Annotated in this window: 30 protein-coding genes and 1 pseudogene; 24 read left to right on the top strand and 7 right to left on the bottom strand. The window is 40.8% G+C overall.

Annotation, left to right across the window (positions count from 1 at the left end; all coding sequences use genetic code 11):
- Nucleotides 1–25: 25 nt before the first annotated feature.
- The 5 genes from MKX52_RS11735 to MKX52_RS11715 all read left to right on the top strand — a co-directional run bounded on the left by MKX52_RS11735 (nucleotide 26) and on the right by MKX52_RS11715 (nucleotide 3630).
- Entirely contained in the window at nucleotides 26–895 is an 870-nt protein-coding gene (locus MKX52_RS11735; RefSeq protein WP_342490738.1) for an alpha/beta hydrolase, read from the top strand.
- 93 nt (nucleotides 896–988) lie between these two features.
- Nucleotides 989–1327, top strand: coding sequence for a winged helix-turn-helix transcriptional regulator (locus MKX52_RS11730; RefSeq protein ID WP_034646559.1), 339 nt, complete (start codon nucleotides 989–991; stop codon nucleotides 1325–1327).
- A gap of 249 nt (nucleotides 1328–1576) precedes the next feature.
- Nucleotides 1577–2209 (top strand): 3-hexulose-6-phosphate synthase, encoded by a 633-nt coding sequence (gene hxlA, locus MKX52_RS11725; protein ID WP_342490737.1) that lies wholly within the window; start codon nucleotides 1577–1579, stop codon nucleotides 2207–2209.
- Complete coding sequence (gene hxlB, locus MKX52_RS11720; RefSeq protein ID WP_342490736.1) at nucleotides 2206–2763, top strand: 6-phospho-3-hexuloisomerase; 558 nt, start codon at nucleotides 2206–2208, stop codon at nucleotides 2761–2763. The genes hxlA and hxlB overlap by 4 nt, the downstream gene beginning before the upstream one ends.
- A gap of 141 nt (nucleotides 2764–2904) precedes the next feature.
- A complete protein-coding gene (locus MKX52_RS11715; protein ID WP_342490735.1) occupies nucleotides 2905–3630 on the top strand; it encodes a DsbA family oxidoreductase in 726 nt (241 codons plus the stop codon).
- A gap of 247 nt (nucleotides 3631–3877) precedes the next feature.
- Here MKX52_RS11715 and MKX52_RS11710 read toward each other — a convergent pair whose 3' ends face one another.
- The gene (locus MKX52_RS11710; protein WP_342490734.1) at nucleotides 3878–4978 is read right to left on the bottom strand and encodes a GntR family transcriptional regulator; all 1101 of its coding nucleotides are present in this window, start codon (nucleotides 4976–4978) and stop codon (nucleotides 3878–3880) included.
- 273 nt (nucleotides 4979–5251) lie between these two features.
- Between MKX52_RS11710 and MKX52_RS11705 the strand changes: the two genes are divergently transcribed.
- The 4 genes from MKX52_RS11705 (at nucleotide 5252) to MKX52_RS11690 (ending at nucleotide 10436) form a co-directional block, all read left to right on the top strand.
- Nucleotides 5252–6877 (top strand): FGGY-family carbohydrate kinase, encoded by a 1626-nt coding sequence (locus MKX52_RS11705; protein ID WP_144504859.1) that lies wholly within the window; start codon nucleotides 5252–5254, stop codon nucleotides 6875–6877.
- Entirely contained in the window at nucleotides 6871–7575 is a 705-nt protein-coding gene (locus MKX52_RS11700; protein ID WP_342490733.1) for an L-ribulose-5-phosphate 4-epimerase, read from the top strand. Before MKX52_RS11705 ends, MKX52_RS11700 begins: the two co-directional genes overlap by 7 nt.
- A gap of 17 nt (nucleotides 7576–7592) precedes the next feature.
- Complete coding sequence (gene araA / locus MKX52_RS11695) at nucleotides 7593–9014, top strand: L-arabinose isomerase (protein WP_217015084.1); 1422 nt, start codon at nucleotides 7593–7595, stop codon at nucleotides 9012–9014.
- An 81-nt stretch (nucleotides 9015–9095) separates the two neighbouring features.
- The gene (locus MKX52_RS11690; protein WP_151019949.1) at nucleotides 9096–10436 is read left to right on the top strand and encodes a sugar porter family MFS transporter; all 1341 of its coding nucleotides are present in this window, start codon (nucleotides 9096–9098) and stop codon (nucleotides 10434–10436) included.
- Between the two features lie 241 nt (nucleotides 10437–10677).
- Here MKX52_RS11690 and MKX52_RS11685 read toward each other — a convergent pair whose 3' ends face one another.
- Nucleotides 10678–10890 (bottom strand): hypothetical protein, encoded by a 213-nt coding sequence (locus MKX52_RS11685; protein WP_342490732.1) that lies wholly within the window; start codon nucleotides 10888–10890, stop codon nucleotides 10678–10680.
- 223 nt (nucleotides 10891–11113) lie between these two features.
- Between MKX52_RS11685 and MKX52_RS11680 the strand changes: the two genes are divergently transcribed.
- The 5 genes from MKX52_RS11680 (at nucleotide 11114) to MKX52_RS11660 (ending at nucleotide 14463) form a co-directional block, all read left to right on the top strand.
- Nucleotides 11114–11401: a spore coat protein gene (locus tag MKX52_RS11680; RefSeq protein WP_088000454.1), complete on the top strand. Its 288-nt coding sequence runs from the start codon at nucleotides 11114–11116 to the stop codon at nucleotides 11399–11401.
- A 126-nt stretch (nucleotides 11402–11527) separates the two neighbouring features.
- The gene (locus tag MKX52_RS11675; protein ID WP_217015085.1) at nucleotides 11528–12022 is read left to right on the top strand and encodes a GNAT family N-acetyltransferase; all 495 of its coding nucleotides are present in this window, start codon (nucleotides 11528–11530) and stop codon (nucleotides 12020–12022) included.
- Between the two features lie 16 nt (nucleotides 12023–12038).
- A complete protein-coding gene (locus MKX52_RS11670) occupies nucleotides 12039–12593 on the top strand; it encodes a delta-aminolevulinic acid dehydratase (RefSeq protein ID WP_342490731.1) in 555 nt (184 codons plus the stop codon).
- Between the two features lie 168 nt (nucleotides 12594–12761).
- Nucleotides 12762–14165, top strand: a complete 1404-nt coding sequence (locus tag MKX52_RS11665; protein ID WP_217015087.1) for a polysaccharide deacetylase family protein — start codon at nucleotides 12762–12764, stop codon at nucleotides 14163–14165.
- 106 nt (nucleotides 14166–14271) lie between these two features.
- A complete protein-coding gene (locus tag MKX52_RS11660) occupies nucleotides 14272–14463 on the top strand; it encodes a hypothetical protein (protein WP_217015089.1) in 192 nt (63 codons plus the stop codon).
- Between the two features lie 44 nt (nucleotides 14464–14507).
- Here the strand turns inward: MKX52_RS11660 and MKX52_RS11655 are convergent, their stop codons facing one another.
- A complete protein-coding gene (locus tag MKX52_RS11655; protein ID WP_260851454.1) occupies nucleotides 14508–14639 on the bottom strand; it encodes a hypothetical protein in 132 nt (43 codons plus the stop codon).
- Between the two features lie 151 nt (nucleotides 14640–14790).
- Here MKX52_RS11655 and MKX52_RS11650 point away from each other — a divergent pair, with 151 nt between their 5' ends.
- The 3 genes from MKX52_RS11650 (at nucleotide 14791) to MKX52_RS11640 (ending at nucleotide 15801) form a co-directional block, all read left to right on the top strand.
- Nucleotides 14791–14994, top strand: coding sequence for an NUDIX domain-containing protein (locus MKX52_RS11650; protein WP_342490730.1), 204 nt, complete (start codon nucleotides 14791–14793; stop codon nucleotides 14992–14994).
- A gap of 84 nt (nucleotides 14995–15078) precedes the next feature.
- Complete coding sequence (locus tag MKX52_RS11645) at nucleotides 15079–15495, top strand: hypothetical protein (protein WP_342491890.1); 417 nt, start codon at nucleotides 15079–15081, stop codon at nucleotides 15493–15495.
- A 9-nt stretch (nucleotides 15496–15504) separates the two neighbouring features.
- The gene (locus MKX52_RS11640) at nucleotides 15505–15801 is read left to right on the top strand and encodes a DUF3986 family protein (RefSeq protein WP_254113683.1); all 297 of its coding nucleotides are present in this window, start codon (nucleotides 15505–15507) and stop codon (nucleotides 15799–15801) included.
- Between the two features lie 110 nt (nucleotides 15802–15911).
- Here the strand turns inward: MKX52_RS11640 and MKX52_RS11635 are convergent.
- Together MKX52_RS11635 and MKX52_RS11630 are read right to left on the bottom strand one after the other, a co-directional pair.
- A pseudogene (locus MKX52_RS11635) lies at nucleotides 15912–16304 on the bottom strand (sigma factor-like helix-turn-helix DNA-binding protein); the annotation flags it as partial.
- A gap of 99 nt (nucleotides 16305–16403) precedes the next feature.
- Nucleotides 16404–17030, bottom strand: coding sequence for a DUF4352 domain-containing protein (locus tag MKX52_RS11630; RefSeq protein WP_144458682.1), 627 nt, complete (start codon nucleotides 17028–17030; stop codon nucleotides 16404–16406).
- Nucleotides 17031–17790: 760 nt separating this feature from the next.
- Here MKX52_RS11630 and MKX52_RS11625 point away from each other — a divergent pair.
- Nucleotides 17791–18306 (top strand): Imm6 family immunity protein, encoded by a 516-nt coding sequence (locus MKX52_RS11625; RefSeq protein WP_012010655.1) that lies wholly within the window; start codon nucleotides 17791–17793, stop codon nucleotides 18304–18306.
- A gap of 126 nt (nucleotides 18307–18432) precedes the next feature.
- On the opposite strand, the gene sigK is transcribed toward MKX52_RS11625, so the two are convergent.
- A complete protein-coding gene (sigK, locus tag MKX52_RS11620) occupies nucleotides 18433–19161 on the bottom strand; it encodes an RNA polymerase sporulation sigma factor SigK (protein ID WP_034738387.1) in 729 nt (242 codons plus the stop codon).
- Between the two features lie 231 nt (nucleotides 19162–19392).
- Here sigK and MKX52_RS11615 point away from each other — a divergent pair, with 231 nt between their 5' ends.
- From MKX52_RS11615 to MKX52_RS11600, 4 genes are all read left to right on the top strand, one after another.
- Nucleotides 19393–20514 (top strand): aspartate phosphatase, encoded by a 1122-nt coding sequence (locus MKX52_RS11615; protein WP_216889128.1) that lies wholly within the window; start codon nucleotides 19393–19395, stop codon nucleotides 20512–20514.
- Between the two features lie 176 nt (nucleotides 20515–20690).
- Nucleotides 20691–21431, top strand: coding sequence for a polysaccharide deacetylase family protein (locus MKX52_RS11610; RefSeq protein WP_041815757.1), 741 nt, complete (start codon nucleotides 20691–20693; stop codon nucleotides 21429–21431).
- A gap of 82 nt (nucleotides 21432–21513) precedes the next feature.
- Complete coding sequence (locus tag MKX52_RS11605; protein WP_342490729.1) at nucleotides 21514–22242, top strand: GDSL-type esterase/lipase family protein; 729 nt, start codon at nucleotides 21514–21516, stop codon at nucleotides 22240–22242.
- A gap of 78 nt (nucleotides 22243–22320) precedes the next feature.
- Nucleotides 22321–22470 carry a hypothetical protein gene (locus tag MKX52_RS11600; protein WP_003217499.1) on the top strand — a complete coding sequence of 50 codons (150 nt, stop codon included), beginning with the start codon at nucleotides 22321–22323 and terminating at the stop codon, nucleotides 22468–22470.
- Nucleotides 22471–22605: 135 nt separating this feature from the next.
- Here MKX52_RS11600 and MKX52_RS11595 read toward each other — a convergent pair whose 3' ends face one another.
- Nucleotides 22606–22746, bottom strand: coding sequence for a sporulation histidine kinase inhibitor Sda (locus MKX52_RS11595; protein ID WP_003217327.1), 141 nt, complete (start codon nucleotides 22744–22746; stop codon nucleotides 22606–22608).
- A gap of 362 nt (nucleotides 22747–23108) precedes the next feature.
- Between MKX52_RS11595 and MKX52_RS11590 the strand changes: the two genes are divergently transcribed.
- Entirely contained in the window at nucleotides 23109–23630 is a 522-nt protein-coding gene (locus MKX52_RS11590; protein WP_034662006.1) for a YqeG family HAD IIIA-type phosphatase, read from the top strand.
- 2 nt (nucleotides 23631–23632) lie between these two features.
- The gene (gene yqeH, locus MKX52_RS11585; protein WP_119125147.1) at nucleotides 23633–24733 is read left to right on the top strand and encodes a ribosome biogenesis GTPase YqeH; all 1101 of its coding nucleotides are present in this window, start codon (nucleotides 23633–23635) and stop codon (nucleotides 24731–24733) included.

Raw genomic sequence — 24733 nt, 5'->3', positions numbered from 1 at the left:
CCCCATCCCAACATAGAAAGGTGCAATGACATTGAATCGAATGATGAAATGGCTTTTATTTGCAGCAGTCATCGCTGGCTTATTGGTATGCGCATTCTTTGTGTTCCGCTTCAACCAGCCTAAGCCGACGACAAACATCCATTATGCAGACACACAAAACAAACAGCAAACACTCGATATGTACATGCCAAAGGGCAAAGATGAAGACAAAAAGAAGAAGCATCCAGTCATGATCTATCTCCATGGCGGCGGCTGGACAGGCGGCGATAAGAATAGAGTCGCTTCAAAGGCTGATTATTTTACCGGTCAAGGGTATGTGTTTGTTTCAATGAATTACAGGCTTCATCCTGATGCCAACTACGAGCAGATGGCAGATGATACGGCAAACGCCATTAAATGGGTGAAGGATCATGCGGATGAATATCAAATCGATTCATCAAAAATCAATGTCATGGGTCACTCAGCGGGCGGTCATTTGACGGCGCTGGTTGCCACAGATTCGACCTACTTAAAACGTGTGGGGCTGTCGCCAAAAACAATCAATTCCATTGTTGTTCTAGACGGACCGTTAAACCTCAATCAATTTATTCAAGCCATCCCATCGTACAAAAAAGTCTTTGGCAAACAAGAGGAGAATTGGACAAAGGCATCACCTGTCACTTATATGAATCAAAAGAATGTACCTCCTGTCTATTTGGTGACAGGCTGGGAAAATCCTGAAGTGTACCGTTTTGCAGAAAAACTGAATCATGATAAAGGCTCTCGGTTTGTTTTTCGGGTCCATTCGCTGAGCCACAGTGACTTGAATAAATGGTTTGGATCAGACAGAGCGCCAAAAGAAGCACAAAAAATGACAGAGGCTGTGATGGCTTTTGTTAAAAAACAAAATCAATAACGAAGACCATATGTTCGACAATCCATTTTGTTGCAGTTATGATAAAACCTAAGTGGTTTGTTATTAAAGGAGTGTATGTCGTTGTCATCACGTATGGAAAATAAAGTGTTCAACTGCGAAAAGGAGCTGACGCTGAATATTATCGGCGGTAAGTGGAAAATGCTGATTTTATGGCACCTTGGCAGAGAAGGGACAAAACGGTTTGGTGAGTTAAAGTCGTTAATGCCTGGGATTACGCAAAGAATGCTTGTCAATCAGCTAAGAGAATTAGAGGAAGATCACATTGTGCATCGGGAGGTTTATCCTGTCGTTCCGCCAAAGGTTGAGTATTCCTTGACAGAACTAGGAGAAAGCTTAATGCCGATTTTAGAGGCGATGTATGATTGGGGAAAACAATATCTCGATAGCAATTTTTTAAAGGATGATAAATAGAAAGACGATAGATGTAGACAAAGGGTTAAAATTACTTTATTTTAGCCCTTTGTCTTCTTTTCAATCACGCTGAGATATTGGCCGAAAAGACAGTGTCTTTTTTGTAACCATATGCGAAAAAGTATAGTATGTAAAAAAAAAGTGCGTACTTGGAATGCTTCCATCCTGTTGTTATACTCATTTCATCGTGCAAGAAGCACTATCCACGGAGCTCTTGAAGATGAGATGAAAAAATGGGAGTGAACATTCATGAAATTACAATTAGCATTAGATTTAGTGAATATACCAGAAGCGATTGAGCTGATCAAAGAAGTAGAAGGATCGATCGATGTAGTCGAAATTGGAACACCTGTTGTGATCAACGAAGGCTTGCGTGCCGTCAAAGAAGTCAAACAGGCATTTCCAAACTTACGTGTACTCGCCGATCTGAAAATTATGGATGCGGCCGGTTATGAAGTGCAGCAGGCATCTGAAGCTGGAGCAGATATCGTGACCATTCTTGCAGCGGCAGAAGATATGTCCATTCAAGGAGCGGTGAAAGAAGCGAAAGCAAGAGGGAAACAGATTTTAGTGGATATGATTGGGATCAAAGATATCGCTGACCGAGCAAAAGAGCTGGATGAACTTGGAGTCGATTATATTTGTGTGCACACTGGCTATGATCTGCAAGCGGTTGGTCAAAACTCATTTGCTGACCTTCTGACCATTAAACAAGTCGTCAAACAAGCGAAAACAGCGATTGCAGGCGGAATTAAGCTTGATACGTTACCTCAAGTCGTGAAATTAAATCCTGATTTGATCATTGTCGGCGGTGGTATCGCAAGTCAGGATAATAAAGCAGAAGTAGCCGCACAAATGAAGCAGCTGATCGCACAATCATGAAGACCAGTGACTATGTGAAAGCCATTTTAAATGAGCTTTCTGAGCACTCGCCGGATATTCAAGACGAACAAGCAGAGCGGCTTGTCTCAAGCATTTTCACTGCAAGAAAGGTCTTTGTGTCAGGGGCTGGCAGGTCTGGTTTGATGGGAAAATCATTTGCCATGAGACTCACACATATTGGCGTCAAGGCATTTGTGATCGGTGAAACCAATACACCTTCCTTTACAGAAGAAGATCTCTTGATTGTTGGGAGCGGATCTGGCCAAACAGAGACCTTGCTTGTCCTTGCAAAAAAAGCAAAAGCAATTGGTGGAAAAGTGGCAGCTTTCACGCTTTCTGCTCAGTCACCTTTAGCTGATCTATCGGATGAAGTCATCTTACTGTCAGGTGCGCCGAAGGATCAACAGGGGGGAAGCCATGATACCATTCAGCCAATGGGTTCGCTATTTGAGCAGTCGCTTCTTCTGACATACGATGCGGTCATTTTACGGCTAATGGAAATGAAAGAGCTCGACACACATACAATGTACGGTCACCATGCAAATTTAGAATAGTAAATGTTTAACGCCTTTCCTTTCTTAGAAGGAGGGGCTTTTTCATTTCCATCAAGCTCAGAATCTTGACATAACCGATCTGTTGTAACTATAATTGTTACATCGTTAAAGAAAAAGCGTAAACACGGAAGGAAGATGAACATGAAAGTACAAATCTGGTCAGATATCGCCTGTCCTTTTTGTTATATAGGAAAAAAACAACTAGAAACAGCGCTTGAACAATTCCCTCAAAAAGAACAGGTGGAAATCGAGTTTAAAAGCTTTGAGCTTGATCCACATGCACCTGCTGATGTCGATTTTGATGTCCATGATATGCTCGTCAAAAAATATGGGATGAACCGCAGCCAGGCTATGGCGATGAATGAGCAGGTGAAACAGGCGGGCAAAGAGAAAGGAATCGATTTTCAATTTGATCCACTTGTGTTGACTAACACCTTTGATGCTCATCGATTGGCGCAATATGCTGGTCAAATGGGGAAAGGCGATTTCGTTATGGGAGAGCTGTTTCAAGCATATTTTACAGATGGAAAGCATGTTGGCGATCGTCAAACCCTTTTAGACATTGCAGAAAAAGCAGGTCTTGATTTGCAGGAAGTACAGCAAATGTTAGGCGGCGAAGAGTTTGCTGATCATGTCCGAAAAGACGAACAAGAAGCGAGAGAGCTTGGTATCAATGCTGTTCCGTTTTTCTTGATCAATGACAAGTATTCAGTTGCAGGTGCACAGCCAGCTGATACGTTCCTGCGTGCACTTGAAACGGCTTGGACAGAAGAAGCAGCTCAAGCTGAGAAAGCGGCTGCTAATTCGTTTGAAGCGGCATGTGCAGATGGCGTATGTGCAGTGCCTACTCCTAAAGAAGAAGCGTAATAGGCAAGTTCCCTATCTTTCTAAAAGATGGGGATTTTTTTATTGATTAATTATGGATGAAGGGTGATAACACTTAAATAAGAAGTTCAGTAAATCGTTTATTCTTATACGGAAAAAAGAAACAAACATTGCTTGTGATTGATCTCATTCATCAGGGAAAACATATGTCTTTCATGTCGAGAAACATACCATTCACAAGTAGATGTGGTCGAATTCTAAAATAAAATGAGCCTCTTGCGGCAAGGGCTCATTTTTTTCTTGCATTCATTTGTTTGATCGTTTCACCTGGAACCAATTCAGGTTCATAAAAGGTTTGATGAGGGAGATTCTTTTTCCCTTGCACTTTTTTTATCATCCAGTCTGCTGCATCCCTGCCCATTTGCTCCTGAGGGTGGGTCAAAGTTGTTAGCTTCACATTGGCATTTTTCTGGGCAATATACGAATTGTCCTGTCCAATAATGGAGAGGTCCTCTGGAATGGAGAGTCCGATGTCACTACATACATTGGCAACCTCTAATCCGACCTCATCGTTATAGCAAACAAGGGCAGTCAGCTCATGCTGATGCTTTAATAAGAAAGTTTTAATATCATCCCCCAAATGCTGCTTCGATTCTGTATCGAAAAAGAGGACATGCTCAGGCAGAAAATTAAGCTTCGCTTCACCGAGCGCTTGAATATAGCCTTTCATTCGGTACTTTCCTTGTAAATCATCTGTTTTTGAAATGAGCCCAATTTGCTGATGTCCTGAGGTGATCAGCTCTTTTGTGGCTAAATAGCTGGACTTCACATCATCCAAACAGAGAAAAGGAACCTCTAACTGCTCATAATAGGCATTAATCATAATGAGCGGTACATCCTGTTCTTTAAAAGATAAGTAGTACGAGATGTTTGGGTTATATAAATTGCTTTTCGTCGGCTCGACAATGAGTCCGTCCACACCAAAGGACAGCATCATTTCGAGCGCTTTTTTCTCCTGTTCTACATCATTATTTGTACTCGCCAGTAACAACGAATAGTTCTCTTCGTTTAATCGGCTTTCAATGCCTCGAATGATGGAAGGGAATATGTAATCGGATATGTATGTCGTGATCACCCCAATTGTTCTCATATGCGCATGTCCCGCAGGCTTTGTTTGATATTGATTGGTCACAAATGTGCCTGAACCTTTTTCACTTCGCAAAAAACCTTCGCTCGACAATTCTAAGATGGCCTTTCGTACCGTATGCCTACTCACTTCATACATCTCTTGCAGGCTTGATTCAGTTGGAATACGTTCCCCGATCCGGTAATCTCCTGTAAGTATTTTGCTTTTTATATCATCGATAATGATCTGGTACTTCTTTTTCATCGTTTCACTTCTTTCACAGTTGATCATCTACTCGGATTGAGAAGAAATTGTATGGACATATTTTAACATGGTTGTCGAATCAAAAACAGGCGCCTTCCCATTCTGACATCCCAGCTTTAGAAAAGTGCAGGTTTTTGTCGCATTATGTATGTACAACTATATTTATTATTGACATATGTACGTACAAATATTATATTGTGAATGTGCACAGAGAATCAATGAATCTAGAAAATTAAAATTGAAACCGCTATCAATCATGGAGGTGAACGTAGAATGAATCATGAAGAGACGACCAAAGCTTTAAAAGAAGGACGGACATCTTTAGGGATTGAATTTGGTTCAACACGAATTAAAGCGATCTTAATAGATGAAGCGTTTCAGCCAATTGCCCAAGGTGCATTTGAGTGGGAAAGTTCTCTCCAGAAAGGAATTTGGACGTACAACTTAATTGATATCATTACAGGTCTTCAAGTAGCATACCGAGAGATGAAAGAGCAAGTTGAGCAAAGGTATGACGTAACCATTCAAACCATTGGCTCCATTGGGGTATCAGCGATGATGCATGGCTATGTGGCATGTGATCATACAGGGGAGGTCCTCGTTCCGTTTCGCACATGGCGGAATGCCACAACCATTGAGGCGAGTCAAAAACTGACGGATGTTTTCCAATTTCATATTCCAGAAAGATGGAGCATTGCCCATTTGTATCAAGCCATATTAGAAGAGGAAAAACATCTTTCCCGTTTAGAATATATGACCACCCTATCAGGATACATTCACTGGCTGTTAACAGGAAAGCAGGCCATTGGTATCGGGGATGCGTCAGGTATGTTCCCAATTGATGAACAAACGAAGGATTACAATGAAGAAATGCTCCATCAATTTGAAGACTTGATCGAAGAAAAGGGCTATCCGTGGAAGCTCCGTCACCTTCTGCCGCGTGTTTATTTAGCAGGCGAGGAGGCTGGCGTGTTAACAGCAGCAGGAGCAGCCATTTTAGATCAGGGCAAACATTTGCAGCCAGGGATTCCATTTTGCCCCCCAGAAGGTGACGCGGGAACGGGAATGGTGGCAACAAATAGTGTGGAAAAACGGACAGGGAACATATCAGTTGGGACGTCTGTTTTTGCCATGATTGTGCTAGAACAGGAGCTAAAGGGTGTGTATCCAGAAGTGGATATGGTCACAACGCCGGACGGACTACCAGTCGCAATGGTTCATGCGAACAACTGTACAAGTGACTTAAATGCTTGGATGAATATCTTCAGAGAGGCATTCGACGCACTAGGTGTGCAAGTGTCGTCAGAAAAGGTATATGCAGCCTTATTGCAGCAGGCGTTAGAAGCAGATCGAGATGGCGGAGGACTCTTAAGCTATGGCTATTATTCTGGTGAAAATATTACAAGACTGCCAGAAGGAAGACCTCTTTTTGTCAGATCAGCTGAAAGCCGCTTTAATCTGGCTAACTTCATGCGTACCCATCTTTTTTCTGCTTTTGGCGCAATGAAAATAGGGATGGATCGGTTAAAAGAACAAGAACATGTTGTAATAGATCGTTTGTTAGCACATGGAGGCTTATTTAAAACACCGCTCGTTGGTCAAAAAATGGTGGCGGCAGCGCTTGATACACCTGTATCAGTCGTTTCCACTGCGGGAGAAGGCGGTGCGTTTGGAATGGCTGTCCTCGCTTCCTATATGGCCCATCATCAAAAACAGACATTGGCTGAATTTCTCACGCATCAAGTGTTTGCTCATACATCAGAAGAACTGATAGAACCCGATCCGCTTGATGTCAAAGGCTTTAGTGAATTTTTAAAGCGCTATCAAGACGGCCTTCCGATTGAAGAGGCGGCAGTAGCACATCTGATGCCAAAGAAAGGAGTGACAACTGTATGCTAGAACGCTTAAAAGAAGAAGTATTCGAAGCCAATTTAGATTTACCGAAATACGGACTTGTGAAATTCACTTGGGGCAATGTCAGTGCGTGTGATCGTGACAGCGGTCTATTTGTTATTAAGCCTAGCGGTATAGCGTATGACCAATTATCAGCGAAAGATATGGTTGTAGTCGACTTTGACGGTGAAGTAGTGGAAGGGGAATACAGCCCTTCATCAGATACAGCAACACACGCTGTCCTTTACAAACACTTTGAGGAAATTGGCGGTATTTCACATAGCCATTCCATGTGGGCAACCGTTTGGGCGCAGGCAGGTCTCGATTTACAGGCAATGGGTACAACACATGCTGATACATTTTACGGTGCTGTTCCATGTGCTCGATTTCTGACAGAAGAAGAAGTCAATCGCGGTTATGAGGTAGAAACGGGCCGGCTGATCATCGAAACGTTTGAGAAAAGAAACCTAGATGTGATGGCAGTGCCAGGTGTATTGCTTCAAGGCCACGGTCCATTTACGTGGGGGAAAGATGCAAAAAGTGCGGTCACAAACAGTGTGATTTTAGAAGAAGTCGCCAAAATGAATTTATTCGCAAAGCAATTAAATGAATACGCGGAGCCTCTTCCGCAGCGAATTTTAGATAAACATTACTTAAGAAAACATGGCGAACATGCGTATTACGGACAAAAACCTTCAACATAAAGAAAAGAGGGATACCTATGTTAACAAGTCAACATAAAGAATGCTGGTTTATTGTCGGATCACAGCATTTATACGGAGATGAAGCACTACAGAAAGTAAAAGCAGATGCACAAAAAATGACGGATGCCTTAAATGAGAGCGGTTTACTTCCTTATCCAGTGATCTTGCAGGAGTTAGCTGTCAGCGCAGATCAAATCACAAAGCTGATGAAAGAGGTCAATTATCGCGATGAGGTTGTCGGCGTCATGACGTGGATGCATACATTTTCACCGGCAAAAATGTGGATACGCGGGACCAATCTTTTGCAGAAGCCTCTTTTACATCTTGTCACACAGTATTATGAAAAAATTCCGTGGGACACGATCGACATGGACTATATGAATCTTCATCAATCGGCACATGGAGACAGAGAATATGGCTATATCAATGCACGATTAAATAAACAAAATCAAATTGTTGCAGGGCACTGGTCTAAGCCGGAGGTGCAGCAGCAAATCGCTGATTGGATGGATGTGGCAGCCGCCTATCATGAAAGCTTTCAGATTAAAGTGGCAAGGTTTGGTGACAACATGCGCCATGTGGCTGTCACAGAAGGTGATAAAATCGAAGCCCAGATTCAGTTAGGGTGGACTGTTGATTACTTTGGGATAGGCGATCTCGTTGAATATGTGAATGCAGTAGAAGAAGCAGAGGTAGATGCATTATTTGCGGAGTATTTATTGCAGTATGATGTAGAGTATGGAACGTATTCAGTTGAAGATTGGGAAAAAAGTGTCAAGGAGCAAGCACGGTATGAGATTGCCATCCAACGCTTTTTAGATGAAGGCGGCTACAATGCTTTTACGACGAACTTTGAAGATTTACATGGAATGAAGCAACTGCCAGGACTTGCGGTACAGCGGCTGATGGCAAAGGGATATGGCTTTGCCGGGGAAGGCGATTGGAAAACGGCTGCGCTGGACCGATTATTAAAGGTGATGAGCCATCATCAATCCACTGGTTTTATGGAGGACTATACGTATGAAATGACGTCTGGACAGGAAGCAGTGCTGCAATCTCATATGTTAGAAGTAGATCCGGCGCTTGCCCATACGAAACCTGTCATTGTCGTATCTCCGCTTGGAATCGGAAACAGGGAAGATCCAGCTCGCCTTGTGTTTGATGGAAAAGCTGGGGAAGGTGTTGTCGTTTCTATTGCTGATTTTGGGACTCATTTCAAATGGCTTATACAAGAAGTTGAAGCCTTTGAGCCGGAGGAAGCAGCACCTCATTTACCGGTGGCACGTGTGCTCTGGAAAATCAAGCCGAATTTTCAGGACGGCGTCAAAGCATGGATTAAGCAAGGCGGGGGGCATCATACAGTCGTATCCCTCAATTTATCGGTTGATCAAATTGTTCATTTTGCAAAGCTTGTGAGTGCAGAGTACGTCGTTTTATAGAAGGGTGAAAGGTCTTCTACTGCATGCAGTAGAAGTACGGGATGAAATGAAAGCGGTTAATTAAGTGAGGGGGTCATCCACTTGGAGAAAAAAGTGTCAAGCAAATTTATCTTCTTTTTCGGGTCCTTTGCAGGCATCTTATTCGGATATGATATTGGAATTATTGCAGGGGCAGAAGGACATATTCAGCAAGAATTTCAGCTCAGCCCATTATGGCTTGGAATTGTCGTCTCTTCATTAATGGGCGGGGCGATTATCGGCTCCATTTTAAGCGGTCTGTTAGGGGATAAATTTGGCCGGAGAAAGCTTATTTTGGTCTCATCCGTTATCTTTTTTGTCGGAGCGATCGGATCAGCTATTGCACCAGAAGAGATTTCATTAACCATTGCACGTATCTTTTTAGGAACAGCCGTTGGTACAGCTTCATCTTTGGTGCCGGCATACATGTCTGAAATTGCTCCTGCTAAAATTCGCGGGAAATTGTCTGGGCTCAATCAGCTCATGATCGTGAGCGGATTATTGCTAAGCTATATCGTTGCATTTGTGTTTGAACCTATTCCAGACAGCTGGCGCTGGATGCTCGGTAGCGCTGCTTTATTTGCTATCGTGCTTTATATTGGAATGCTGAAGCTTCCTGAATCTCCGAGATATTTAATTAAACACGGAATGGCGCATAAAGCACGGGAAGTATTAGGATCACTGCGCTCTTCTAATGAGGAAATTGAAGCAGAGATGCAGGAAATTTTAGAAGTCGCAAAAGAAGAACGCTCTGGTATTCGCGAATTGTTCCAAAAGAAATTCAGAATGGCTCTTTTCATAGGGGTTGGGATGGCGACCCTTCAGCAAATTCAAGGGGCGAACTCCATTGTGTACTATGCAACAAGTATTGCTCGAAATGTAGGGCTTGCACCTCAAGTTGCCGCAGGTTTTACAGTGATTGTCGGTGTCATTTTTGTCGTCACCACCGTGATCTTTTTACAATTTGTCGACCGATTCGACCGTCGAACGATTCTCACCGTAGGGGGAACGGGCATGGCCCTTTCTTTCTTTGCACCAGCTGCATTAGGTGCACTTGGCGTTAGTGAAGGTATTTTAAACTGGGTGACCTTAATTTCACTTTGCTGCTTTATCTTGTGCTACGCCTTCTCATGGGCACCGATCACGTGGATCATCATCGGCGAAATTTTTCCGCTTTCTGTCAGAGGTATCGGCGCAGGTATTTCATCTGCCTTTAACTGGACGGGATCGTTAGCTGTTGGACTCGTGTTCCCTATCCTGGCAGACAAATTCAGCTTCGGGGTCATTTTCTCCTCGTTTGGTGTCATCTGCTTAATCGGACTATTATTCACCCGCTTTGTGCTAGTTGAAACAAAAGGAAGAAGCTTAGAACAAATCGAAACCGATATGGCAGCACGAGTATAAAGAAAACCTTCTATCCCATGTGGATAGAGGGTTCAGCGTGTAGACAAACCCTCGCATTCGGTGTCAGTCCTGCGTGCTGGTGCTCACGAATGACAAATTCGCTCCGCTCCAGTACTCGTCCTTCCTAGGGCTGCAAAGATTTTCTATCACGCTGAAAAGAAGACAAAGGGCTAAAATAAAGATCATTTTAGCCCTTTGTCAACAATCTGAAACCCTCTATCCCATAAGGATAGAGGGTCTTTTACTCAAGCATCTGTTTTAGCTCATCCGGCAATAAATCAATCAATTGATCATAAGAAGACAGGTCCAGCACTTCAAGCAGTGCATAATATTTCGCATAAACCTCACTCAGCTGATCAGGATGATTCGTTTCATATCGATTCAAATGTAATTGAGTCAATTCAAGTGCAATGTCTAGCTTGTTTCGTTCGATTGGTTGTGTCGTATTGATCATATCGTTCACCTCGTGTTTGATGATGAGTGGGAGGGTTATGGCGTCCTATTTCTGCTACCATAATATATCATTTGTATAATATGTTAAAGTTGCCCTTTTGTAAAGAAAGAGAAAACGAGATAAAGAGTGGATTTTTTTAAAAATAGACAAGCATCTAATCACAAATGACGTCTCTTACATACGATACAGTGTAAGTGAAAGACAAATTGAAGGGGTGCTTGAGATGAGCCGATTAGATGATTTTTTCTTTGGACCTCGCAGAGGAAACCAAGGAAGAGATGAAACGGTTGTTTTCCCCACACGTCAAATTGTCAACACAAGAACGAATGAACAGACTATCAGAAAAATTCATCCAACGCATATCACAAACGTCAATAAAAACATCAAACGAATTGAAAACTACTATCCTGTCACGGAGTCGACTCATAACGAGTATATTGTGAAAGAATACGATTGTGGCAGTGATATCAATAACCCTTGCTGCCGTCCAGTGAAACGCTGCAAGTGGTAATGAAGGGGGGCATCCTGTTATGGGATGCCTTTTTATTTTCAGGAGAAACATTTTGATCAAAAGCTCCTTTCAAGATAAAATTGGAAGTATCAATCTTCTATTGGAGGCGATGTTCTGAATATTCGATTGTTAACACCAGATGATGCTGAAGAATATGCCGCGTTGAGACTAGAAGCACTACGATTACATCCAGAGGGCTTTGCGATGAGTTATGAAGAAGAGCAGATCGGTACAATAGAAAAATACGCAGCCCGTTTTGCTTCTGTACAATCTATGTGGACTTTTGGCGCTTTTGATCAAGGGAAGCTTGTGGGCATGGTCACGCTCATCCAAGAAAACTTACAGAAATTAAAGCACCGAGCGAATGTAGTAGCGATGTATGTTACAGCGGGTGCCCGCGGGAAAGGTGTAGGCAAGGCCTTGATAACGGAAGTTCTTTCCTTTGCGAGAGATCAACAGGACATCGAGCAAATGTATTTATCAGTCGTGACAACCAATCACTCAGCGAAATGCTTATACCGCTCTGTTGGATTTGAGTCATACGCGCTTGAAGAAAAAGCACTAAAATGGCCAGATCATACATATGCAGATGAGGAAAAAATGGTTTTATTTTTATCATAGTCTGGAGGAGATAAAAGTGAATCAACAGGCCATGCGCATCATGTTAGCAGCAGGACCAAATAGTGAGCTGGAATCTTTTGCGCTGCGTGCAGCACTTGAAAACTTCGGCGTGAAAGTCGATATGCGATGGATCGGAAGACCAAATGACCTGATCAATGTGTTATCTGGAAAAAATAGAGGAGAAATCGATTATATTCTTCTATCATTTCATGGGGAAGAAGGAGCATTTCTCATGCCGGAATTAGGGGAAGATGTATACGAAGATGGGGAGCCTAGAAGCGCTGCTTTTGGAGCGGATGACATCAGGCAGTATGCTTCATTAAAAGGAGTTCACGTCATTTCTACAGGCTGCACACTAGGTGAGAAAAAACTAGCAGATGCCTTTTTAGAAGCAGGTGCCATGTCCTATGTAGCGCCGGATGATTACATTGATGGAAATGCAGCATTTATCTTTGTATTGACCATGCTTTATGAGCGCATGAACAATACAAAGACGGTCAGAGCGGCTTTTGATCGAGCGAGTTCGATTGATGAAGAAACGAGATTATTTCAACTATATATGCAAAAATAATGAGAGGGCTGAGAAATCAAGCCCTTTTTTCTATTCCTCTTTCAAAATGTGTCTAAAATGTGACGATTATGTTTTTTCAAAACTAAATGCGGTTCGCGCAAAGTCTATCCTACAAATACACGTCATTAAGGCATGACGCCATCACGCCATCACGAGAGGGGAATTATTGTGTCAAAGAAATGGAAGATTAGTCTCGTCCTATGCGTACTTGCAATCATCATCGGAATTACTGCGTTTTATCATAATCAGCAGGCAAGCGGGACAGAGAGGAAGAAAGTAGAACAAGATGCGAGCTATAAAGAAGTGGAAATAGTCACCCTCGTGAATGACGGGAGATACATGAGATATGCTGTCAACTATCCGGTGTTTCATCAAGAAAAGCTAGATCAAGAGATGAAAAGATTTGCAGAAACAGCGCTAGACAGATTCAAAACATCATTTAGCCAAGCAAGCGATGTCGATGAAGATCATCGATATGAATTAAACATAGATTATGAGATTACTCATTATGCCAAACAGACTGCTGCGATCAAATTCAATACATATGAATTGAAAGGCGGAGTAAAAGGCGCACATCAAACGAAGTTATTCAATTTTGATTTCAAGAAACAGCATTTTTTATCAATAGATGATTTGTTTTTATCAAAGAAAGAAGATCTACAAAAACTGTCACATATGACATTTGATGAATTAAAAAAAGATCGCTCTCTTGCTGAAAATGAGCATTTGCTCAAGCAAGGAACGTCTCCTGCTGCAGAGCATTATCAGTATTTTGCCATCAAAGATCGTTTTATTGAATTCTACTTCCCAGCAGGACAAATCGCACCAAGCGAACAAGGTCCTCAAGTGCTGGCGATTAAAAAAACACTGCTTAAAGGAATGTTAAAGCCTGAATACATTCATAAAGAAAAGAACAAAAATGAGAAAAAAGAACCAATCTCACAAAGAAAGCTTGTCAAACTGCCAAAACAGGCAACATTCAACCCAAATCAAAAAGCCATTGCCCTGACATTTGACGATGGACCAAATCCATCCACGACCTCAAAAATTTTAAAAGCCTTAAAAGAAAACAAAGGACATGCGACATTTTTTGTATTAGGAAACAGGGTACAATATTACCCTGATATGCTAGGTGAAATCAGAAAGGGTGGGAATGAAATCGGAAATCATTCCTATAGCCATCCTTTACTCACAAGACTGCCATTAAAACAAGCCGTCAAACAAGTGGAAGAAACCCAGCAAATCATTGAAAAAGCGGGCGGGTTCACCCCAACTCACTTTAGACCGCCATATGGAGGAACAAACGGGCAAATCAACGCGGCTGTTAACATGAAAGTCACGCTTTGGGACGTAGATCCTGAAGACTGGAAATATCGAAACAGCGAGTACGTTGCCAACTACATTCTCACACATGCGTCTAGCGGAGAAACCGTCTTAATGCACGACATCTATGACACCTCAGCAAACGCAGCTGTCACGATTATCAAGGAATTAACCAAACAAGGATATCAATTATTAACAGTTTCAGAGCTTGAGCAGTGGAAGGAAGCGCGGGCGAAAAAGGTAAATTGAATACGTAAAAAGAAGCGAGTCTTAATGGATTCGCTTCTTTTTTAAAGCCAATTATGAAAGGGAAGGGAAAATATGTTAAAGTGAGTGTATAAAGGGAGGGCTTCGGATGGTATTGATGAGGTTGATCAGCCTCTATATGCTGACAGCGTTTTGTTTAGGTTTTATCGTGAACTACGCACCGGGTTTGATGCTGCCCATCTATATTCTTGCGATGATCGGGCTTATTTTATGTCTCGCTCATATTGCGCTGCATTATATTCGTCGAATCAGATATATGTTGTTTGATGAAAAACGGTAAGATTTTTCCTGTGGAAAAAACCTCCTGCTAGTAGCGTGAGGTTTTTATTTTTTCGGTTTTTGATGTTCTAATAGTTGGATAATTTTTTCATTTGATGCTTTGATTTGTCTCAAAAGAGAAACGATATTCCCAGTAAACCCAATGAGGACAATCAGTAAAATGATGATAATCCACATGCTGTAGCCTCCAATCTGCTCACGAATGCTGTTTTGCTTCCTTATCCAGTATCTTGTATCAAGGATACCGTATAATGAATGTATTGAAATGAACTGTTCGTGCTATATATTCGACAATTGAAGAGAAAAGAGAATATTGAGGGGGATTTGTTTGAAATCAGTAAACGTAGTATCAGCGATTATGAATGATGAAGCAGAAAATATTTTAATGGTTAAAAACGTAAAGGGATATTGGGAACTTCCAGGTGGTGCTGTAGAAAAAGGCGAAAACCTGCATCAAGCCGTGATCCGCGAGGTGAAAGAAGAGACAGGGTTTGTTTGCAAAGTAAAGGAACTTTCAAAAGCTAAACCCTAAGCTATATCACTTGCTAAAATTAAACGAAGAACCACAAGCTTTTTATCAATTTGAAGGTGATATAGGCATGAAGGAGCGATATTGATGTTTTTATATTACGGCCCCACAGGAGCTCCAGTAGAAAATCCGGGAGAAGAATTCATGAAAAAGATTTTCTTTCAGGAGGGTGAAGAGTATTGGACACAAGGTAATGGGGAATCTTCCATTGAGATAGAGGAAGATTGGGAAAGTGAAAGTCTAGTTTTCTTTTATACGGAACCTTACGGGTTCTTCATCATGAGGTATCCAAATTTTTTGGTCCCTTTTAAAAAGGGAGAAAGGATTGAAACCATCGAGCATTTCGTCGCAGGAGCCCCATTGTATGTGCCGTCTTGCAGCTATGTCGATCGTTATAAAGCGTATCAAATCGTTCACCATTTTTTGACGACAAAAACAGTTCCTGACCTTGTTGAATGGGTTGAGTTGAGGGATATTGATTTTCAGAAGGATATGAAAAGTTAGGAGCGCAAGATGAAGTTGAGTACAGAAGAAAAATTACATAGAATAGACGATACTATGCATTTACATGTAGGGTATTATGAACATGGTTTTGATTATGAAGGCGTGTTTTTTAAGAGTTTAGAGACCGGAAGATGGTTATTGTTTTTTGATCATAAAAGTTATGGGTTAACACTTTTGAAGGAATATGAGGAGTGGGATGATCTCGGGCTATTGATTGGAGATTATCTGATTGAAGATGATTTAATTGAGGAGGAAGGTCATAAGCATTTTAAGCGTTTCTTAAAAGAAAATAACATAGTGAAATAAATGAGGATAAAACATGACATAGTTTTTTGTGTATGTCAGCTCTATTGTGATGTTCAAAAAAACAGACCCAACAAGGTCTGTTTTTTATTAGTAGTTGGAAGGAATTATTTTCACTTCCCCTTCTCCCGCTTCCGTTTCTCCTTCTCCGCCCGGTAAAACTCATGAAACATCTTCATCAGCGCACGCTTCTCAATATGTGATACATAAGTCCGCGATATCCCGAGCTCCTTGGTTATTTCCCGCTGAGTTTTTTCTTTCTTTAAATCAAGTCCGAACCGGCCGACGATCACTTCTTTTTCCCGACCGTTGAGAATGTCAATATACTCCTTTACTTTTTCAAGCTCCATGTTGAGCTGAATCGTATCAATCACATCTTCATTTTCGGATTTTAAGACATCAATTAATGAAATTTCATTGCCTTCTTTATCCTGACCAATGGGGTCATGCAAGGAGACATCCTTTTTTGTCTTTTTGAGCGCGCGTAAATGCATCAGGATTTCATTATTAATGTCAAGAGGGGGGTGCTTTTATATATGTAGTTTTATTGGAAAACATACGTTCTGTTTTGTTTGGAAAAAGAAAAGCCCGAAAAGGGCCTTCAACTATTTTGTTTTAAAGAATAGTTTGCCTGAAGTAGACATGCTTTTATAAGCTATTAAAAAATCATCGTCTTTTTTTACTTGATTCACTATATAACCTTCAAGTGAACCACCTTTATATACTTCCCCTTCAAATTTTTTGGTCACAACAATACCAAGTTCCTGAGAATAAGGAGAACCATCACTACTAAAAAAGTCAAAGTTAAGAATTGGGCTGAATAGTATAGGCTCATCATCTGTTTCAGAATCTGTCATCTTCACGTTAACTTTTACAAGTGCATATTCATACCCTTTATTAGGCTTAGAATTACTGCTATTCGTTTTATATAAGATATCAAATGCTTTATCGCCTCGAATAACTTCTTTTACAATCATCTCTAATGTAGCTGTATATTCTTTATTCTGTGTCATTATATAATCTTCAAACAATAATGGTTCTTTTAGAGGAATAGGTGCTGATCTTGTTCCATCGGCTTTTTTCTTACTTTCCTGTTTTGAAGACGATTCACTTGAAGCGTTGGTATCTTGTTTTCCTTTTTCTTCTTCTTTGGTGTTAGAGCTTTGTGCGTTACAAGCTGATAAAGCTACTGTTAACAAAAGAACTACAAATAAAGTTAATTTTCTTTTCAAGATTTTTTCTCCTTTTATTCTTTTTAGTTGTGGTTATTTATTGAATCTGTTGGAATGGGATTGATACATCATCCTATATACATAATTTAGAAACACAGACAATATTATAAAGGAAAAAATTTTTAATTGTTGATTTTCGACAAAATTAGACAAAATAATTATGACATATGGCATGGTTTTAAAGTCACGAAACGTTCGATAGCGAATTCATATGTAACATTGAAAAGAGATGCTATTTCATTTATGAAATTATTATACGGTTGAATAGCTTTTATTTTTCTAAGCATAAATGTCGGATTACAAAACTTATATGCAAAACGCTTCGCCTGCATTTCCTGTAGCTCTCTAAACAGTGGGGCATGATTAATTGATTTTCTTCATGTCTTAGCGCATGACAAAGTTCATGACCAAAATCTTGCCACTGTTCTTGAGGACTGAGGCGATTATCAATGATAATAGTTCCAGCATAGTAGCGGCTGCTAATGTTTAAGAATTCGACTTTTAAATTGGAGCGGTAGGCGATGTCTAATAGATCAAGTTCGGATGGGTTTGTTATGTTTGATGTTAGAATGCTTCGATCCAGTCATCTAAGTGCGTTGTGTTTTTTGGTAAAATACATTCCAACTAAAGCAACTCCTTTAAAAAAGATTGTAAGTTCTGCTTGTGGGTGAAAAATAAATACTCTTAATGAGCATTTATTTTAAATCAACTGTTAATTTTTTTGTTTCGGCAAATAAAAAAATAGAAAAGAGGCTATAGAATGGATTTTATAAATGACCTTAGTGAAGAAGCCAAAGTTGCACTAGGCTTAGCAATAGCCGAAAAAATGTATGTATTCATAGATAAAGAAGATGATGGTTACCACGTAGGAGAAAAAGCTTTAGAAGATTGCTGGAAATGGCTTTCTGGCAAAGAGTTAAGTGCAGATGATTTATGTAACTACATAGATAGTGAAGATTATATGGATGTAGCCGAGTTCGCTAATAAACAAAAAGATGAACAAAAACAATATGGCTGGTATTCAGTATTAGATGCAGTTTCTTACACAGCGTATCAAGCGTATAGAAGAGAGAATAAAAAATTTGTTCCTCAAGTGCTAGAAGTAATAGACGATGAAACATTAATTGTAATGTGGGAAAATGCAATAGAGTCAAAAATGATTGAAATGGATGAATTAAATACCTTGAGAGAATATTTAATTGACCATTATCCTAAAAAAGATCATGATAATAACCATTTATTTTTCATTAACAAGAAGGATATCGCAATCATTTAAATTGGATTTATAGGCGGTATGAATAAAGGGCAGCTATTATGAAAAGGAATGCAGAGAAACAGTATCTTAGTGCCGAAATAAAAACAGACCCAACAAGGTCTGTTTTTATTAGTATTAGGAAAAAGTTCACTTCCCCTTCTCTCGCTTCCGTTTCTCCTTCTCCGCCCGGTAAAACTCATGAAACATCTTCATCAGCGCTCGCTTCTCAATACGTGACACATAGCTCCGCGATATCCCGAGCTCCTTGGCTATTTCCCGCTGCGTTTTTTCTTTCTTTAAATCAAGACCGAACCGGCCGACGATCACTTCTTTTTCCCGGCCGTCGAGAATGTCGATATACTCCTTTACTTTTTCAAGCTCCATGTTGAGCTGAATCGTATCAATCACATCTTCATTTTCGGATTTTAAGACATCAATTAATGAAATTTCGTTGCCTTCTTTATCCTGACCAATGGGGTCATGCAAGGAGACATCTTTTTTTGTCTTTTTGAGCGCGCGTAAATGCATCAGGATTTCATTTTCAATACACCGCGCAGCATACGTTGCCAGCTTTGTTCCTTTTCCAGAGGAATAGCTTTCGATGGCTTTAATGAGTCCGATCGTCCCGATGGAGATGAGGTCTTCTGCGTCTTCCCCGGTATTTTCAAATTTCTTGACAATATGGGCGACGAGCCGAAGGTTATGTTCAATCAGCATATTTCTCGCGTGTTCATCGCCCTGTGCCATAAGGGCTAAGTATTTTTTTTCATCATCTCCCGAAAGGGGCTGTGGAAAGGCATTGTTTTTGACATAGGACACTAAGAACACCAATTCTTTGACCATCAATCCCATCGCTGTAAATACTCCTGCCACGATTTTCACCTCCACCATGTTTAGGCCACTGCCTATATCCTCAAATGTATGTGAAGGGGGGATTGTCTGTGTCTGTACGATGAAAAAATCATCTTTTTCGAAAAAAACGGGCTTCTGTTCGTCTGTTTTTGCTGCCCTTTTCATATGTTTGCGGTTTCTTTGCGGTGCTTGGCGGTCAAGAAGCGTGCTAAAATATGTAATATTAGACCGAAAAGGAAGGGGTTTTTTCGGAACATGGGGAAGGTTCTTTCTTCACATGTAGGTATGAAAATTAATGAATGGTATCGAATGATACGGCAGTTCAGTGTTCCAGATGCGGAAATCCTGAAAGCAGAAGTAGAAGCGGAAATTGAACGGATGGAAGAGGACCAGCATTTACTGATTTATTATCAGCTCATGTGTTTTCGGCACCAGATCATGCTTGACTATATACACCCTTCAAAATATCAACCTTTCTCAGTATCTAATCTTGTCGATAAAATCGAAAACTCCAATCATGAGTTATCTGATATGCTGCATTATTACCATGCATTTTTTCGTGGCATGCATGAGTTTAGTCAAAAAGAATATTTAGAAGCCGTCAAATATTACCGAGTGGCAGAAAAACAACTGTCCATGGTATTTGATGATATTGAGCAGGCTGAGTTTCATTTTAAAGTAGCAGAAGCCTACTATATTATGAAGCAAACGCATGTCTCGATGCATCATATTTTAAAGGCGCTGGAAATATACGATCAGCATGATGCTTATTCAATTCGCATCATTCAGTGCCTGTTTGTGATCTCAGGAAACTATCAAGATTTAAAACGAAAAGACCGGGCACTGCCTCATTTAAAAAAGGCAAAACAGCTCGCATCACAAATTGACCATCCGCGGATATACAGTTCAGCGCTTTATAATTTAGGGAAATGTTATGGGGAACTGGGCTACCTTGTGGAAGCAGAACGCTATTTAACGGAATCGGCTGATATTGCCTGTAAAGAGCAACTTCCCACGCTTCCACATACGCTCTATACGCTGGCAAAACTGCTTTTTAGACAAAATGAACAAGTAGCAGCATGCCGCATATTAGAAGATGGAAAATTAGCTGCAAAGAAGCATGAAGACCAGCTGTTCTGTCATATGTTTGAGTATCTCGATGCTTTATATGTTCAAGAAATGAATGAAGAACAACTGCAAAAAACCATTGATTATTTGGAAAAACTTAGCCTATACTCTTATATAGAGGATATCTCACTAGAAATTGCGACAGCCTTAGAAGCCTCTCAACAATACCAGAAGTCCAACCAGTATTATCAGAAATTATTATGGGCTCAAAATCAAATCCAAGAAGGAGAGTGTCTGTATGAATTCTAAGCAACGTTCGACAGTTGAAGAGAGAAACCAAACGTGAAACAAAAAGCGGGCCTGATGGCCAGCTTTTTTTTATGTAAAAAAAGAAGTCAGAGATGCGGATCGTGACCACGAATGCTGAATGATTCATCAAAAAGCGGGCAATTTAATCTGTAAGAATGTTCTGTGGAGGCGGTCAAATGAGAGGGTTGCATGTCTTGCTGTGTATATTACTGCTATGCACGTTTGTTCCTAATAAAATAGAAGCTCGAACATTAAAAAGAATCGACCTAGAAAAAACAGGACGAGCTTTTTGGGACATGAGACAGGAACGAAAAAAGATTGCACTGACCTTTGATGATGGACCTCATCCAGTATACACGAATCAAGTATTAGACGTGCTGAAGGAACATCAAGTGAATGCCAGCTTTTTTGCTATAGGCAGCCGGATTCATACATATCCAGAGATTGCGAAACGAATCGTAGGCGAAGGAAATGAACTTGGCAACCACACGATGAATCATACGTATTTTGACCTGTTATCATCAAAGGAGATCAAGCAGGAGCTAAAAGAATCAGCGGCTCATATCGCTTCACTTCAGCCTGGCGGACCCTTGTTATTTCGTCCTCCTGGTGGCCGCTTGACGATGAAATCTTTCCGCATTTTGTCAAAACAAGGATATGATGTGGTCATGTGGTCCTTTACGCAAGATCCGAAGGACTGGTCAAGACCAGGTGCACACAAAATTGCGAGCCGGATTATTGATCATATTCAAGGCGGCGATATTATTCTTTTGCATGATGGCGGGGGGAACCGAAAGCAGACGGTCGAAGCTCTGAAACAAGTGATACCTGAATTAAAGGATCGAGGCTATGAATTTGTCAAAGTGAGCGAACTACTGCATCATGACAATGCCTATGTACCTGTTCAACTGCAATAGGAATTTCGTCAAAAACAGTCATTCATTGAAACCAAAAGTCTTGTCGTTTACTATATGAAGAGGGCTTTTGGAGGTGAATGTTGTGAAGAAATATGTTGTCCTTTTCATCCTGATTTGTGTCGCTGCTGGGTGCTCAAAGCCAGAACAAGAAAGTGTCATTGCATTTGGCGATAGCAATACAAAGGGATCAAACTGGGACTTTCGAGATTATCCAACATCTGAAAAATGGGTGAATCTCATGAAAAACGTCGAGCGCGGTCAAATTCAAGTGAAGAACGCAGGAATTGGCGGGCAGACGACTGAAGATGCGAAGCTGCGCTTTGAGCAGGATATTTTAAAGCAGAAACCAACTTACGTCCTCATCATGTTCGGGACGAATGATGCGGCGATTTTAGACGGGAAACATCCCCGAGTGACGAAAAAAAGATTTAAAGAAAACATAACCTACTTCATTTCTGAGAGTAGAAAAGCAGGCATTACCCCGATTCTCATGACCTGTGTACCTGTTGTAGAAGGCGGAAAAAAGGGCTTGTATTATTACTCTAGGTATAAGTCATCTTATTTTGCTGAGAGAGGCGGGGCAAGAGCTTGGCAAAATTCCTATAATGACATCACGAGAGAAATAGCCAAGGATCAGCAAGTACCGTTTGTCGACAACTGGAAAGCGTTCATCCGAGAAGCTGGTGAAGATAGTGATAATGCGCTGATTCAGTCAGGTTTGATCGACCCTTCTGGCAATCATATGACGCCAAAAGGGGCAAGAATTATTTATAACGAAATCAAAGAACGTGATGTCATTAAACATTTTTAAATGATGGCCATCTGCCTAAACAAGACCATCCATTCAGCATAGTCTAATAGTATATCTTCCTAGAAGGAGGTAACTGATATGTGGGGATGCCCTTATCCTTACCCTGCGTGTTCACCTTATCCAGCTCAAGGAGCAGGAATCGGTTACGCTTTTCTTGTTGTGTTCCTTGTGGTCATTTTGGTCGTAGGCGGAGGGTTATGGTTTTGGAATGAACAGCCTTGCAAATAAGACACCTCTTCTTTGTTGAGAAGGGGTGTTTTTTACGGAAAATAGTAGTAAGCCTATAGCGCAAGTGATATAATATCAGTCACCTGAGTTTAAAAAAGGAGAGTGCTCGGGAGGCATGGTTCTTGTGATATGGAATTAAGAGGAAACAGAGAGCATGTGCCCGAGCGAACGTCTTTTCATTTCTGTCTCAATTAATTCAATGAAGTCGCGATTTAAGTTCATTTCATTTGCTTTATAGTACGATTCTATAAGTAAATCATCTGACAGCTTTTTCATACTAGAAACCCATATGATGGGAAAAACACCTCCCCTGAAAAAGTTGGCATAAAACTTGAGGAAAAGACATATCATCATAGGTTGATCGAATGTCTCTGAAGTACCTTTAATCTACCATGAATGGGAAACAAGAACAATCGTTCTGTTATCCACATGGTGAAGTGGATAACTTGTGGGTAGAGTGTTTATAATTGAATGAAAGCGTGATGAAATATAGGTGGATAATGTGTGTAAAATTATCCACACCTGTTGAAGGTCCTCATCATATGTCGAAAACTTTTTCAATGTATTCGATAGACAGACAAATTGTGATTTGATTCGACACAATCGCTGAAAAACCAATGGAAGAAAGGGTGCAAATTGTGCTAAAGAAGTATTTCTTACCGGATGAATTTGTGAAAAGCATTTTCCACATTTCACCGCAAAAACTAAAAGAACGAAATGTAAAAGGAATTATTACCGATTTAGATAACACACTAGTAGAATGGGATCGTCCAAGTGCGACGCCCCGCTTAATTGAATGGTTTCAAGAAATGAAGGATCACGGGATACAAGTGACGATTGTATCGAACAATAATGAAAAAAGGGTCAAGCTTTTTTCTGAACCAGTTCATATCCCGTTTATTTATAAAGCGAAAAAACCGATGGGAAGAGCTTTTAATAAGGCTGTCTCCGATATGCAATTGAAAAAAGAAGATGTGGTGGTGATTGGGGATCAGCTCATGACCGATGTTCTAGGCGGGAACCGTCACGGCTTCCATACGATTTTGGTTGTCCCTGTTGCTGCTTCAGATGGATTTTTCACTAAGTTTAACAGGCAGATTGAACGCAGAATTTTAGGAGCCTTAAAGCGTAAGGGCCACATTCAGTGGGAGGAAGAGTAATAATGGAAAAGGTTGTTTGTATTGGCTGCGGTGTAGCCATTCAGACGGAAGATAAAGATCAATTAGGATATGCGCCGGCAGCATCTCTATTGAAAGAAGATGTAATCTGTCAGCGCTGTTTTAGGTTAAAGAACTACAATGAAATACAAGATGTTTCTTTAACAGAAGACGACTTTTTAAATATATTGCACAGCATCGGAGAGACAGATTCTCTGATTGTCAAGGTCGTTGATATTTTTGACTTTAACGGAAGCTGGATTAATGGGCTGAGTCGTATTGTCGGTGGTAACCCGATTTTACTTGTCGGCAACAAAGTAGATATTTTACCGAAATCCGTGAAAAAAGATCGTTTGGTTCATTGGATGAAACGGGAAGCGAAAGAAAACGGATTGAACCCGATCGATGTGTTCTTAATCAGTGCAAGCAGAGGTCAAGGCGTACCTGAGGTGATGGAAGCGATCGATCATTACCGCGAAGGAAGAAATGTCTATGTCGTCGGCTGTACGAATGTTGGGAAATCCACATTTATCAATCGAATCATCAAAGAAGTATCTGGCGAAGAGAACGTGATCACCACATCCCAATATCCAGGTACAACACTTGATGCCATTGAGATTCCGCTTGATGATGGATCTGCTCTATTTGATACACCAGGCATTATCAACCGTCATCAGATGGCGCATTATGTCAGCAAAAATGACTTGAAGATCTTAACGCCGAAAAAAGAATTAAAACCGAGAACGTTCCAATTAAACGAAGCACAAACGCTTTATTTTGGCGGGCTTGCTCGATTTGATTATGTAAAAGGCGGCAGAACATCATTTGTCTGCTATATGCCAAATGAGCTGAACATACACAGAACAAAGTTAGAAAACGCAGATGATTTATATGAAAAACATGCAGGGGAATTGCTATCACCGCCATCAAAAGAGGGGATGGAAGATTTTCCACCACTCGTTCCGCATACCTTTACCATAGATCAGCCGAAAATGGATATCGTTTTCTCAGGCTTAGGATGGATCACGGCAAATGATGCAGGTAAGCAAATCAAAGTCTATGCGCCAAAAGGCGTGCATGTGTTTATGAGACGTTCGTTAATTTAA

This window comes from Bacillus sp. FSL R5-0422 (assembly GCF_038610765.1).
GTDB lineage: Bacteria > Bacillota > Bacilli > Bacillales > Bacillaceae > Bacillus > Bacillus pumilus_O.
This window is presented reverse-complemented; position numbering and strand designations above follow the sequence as displayed.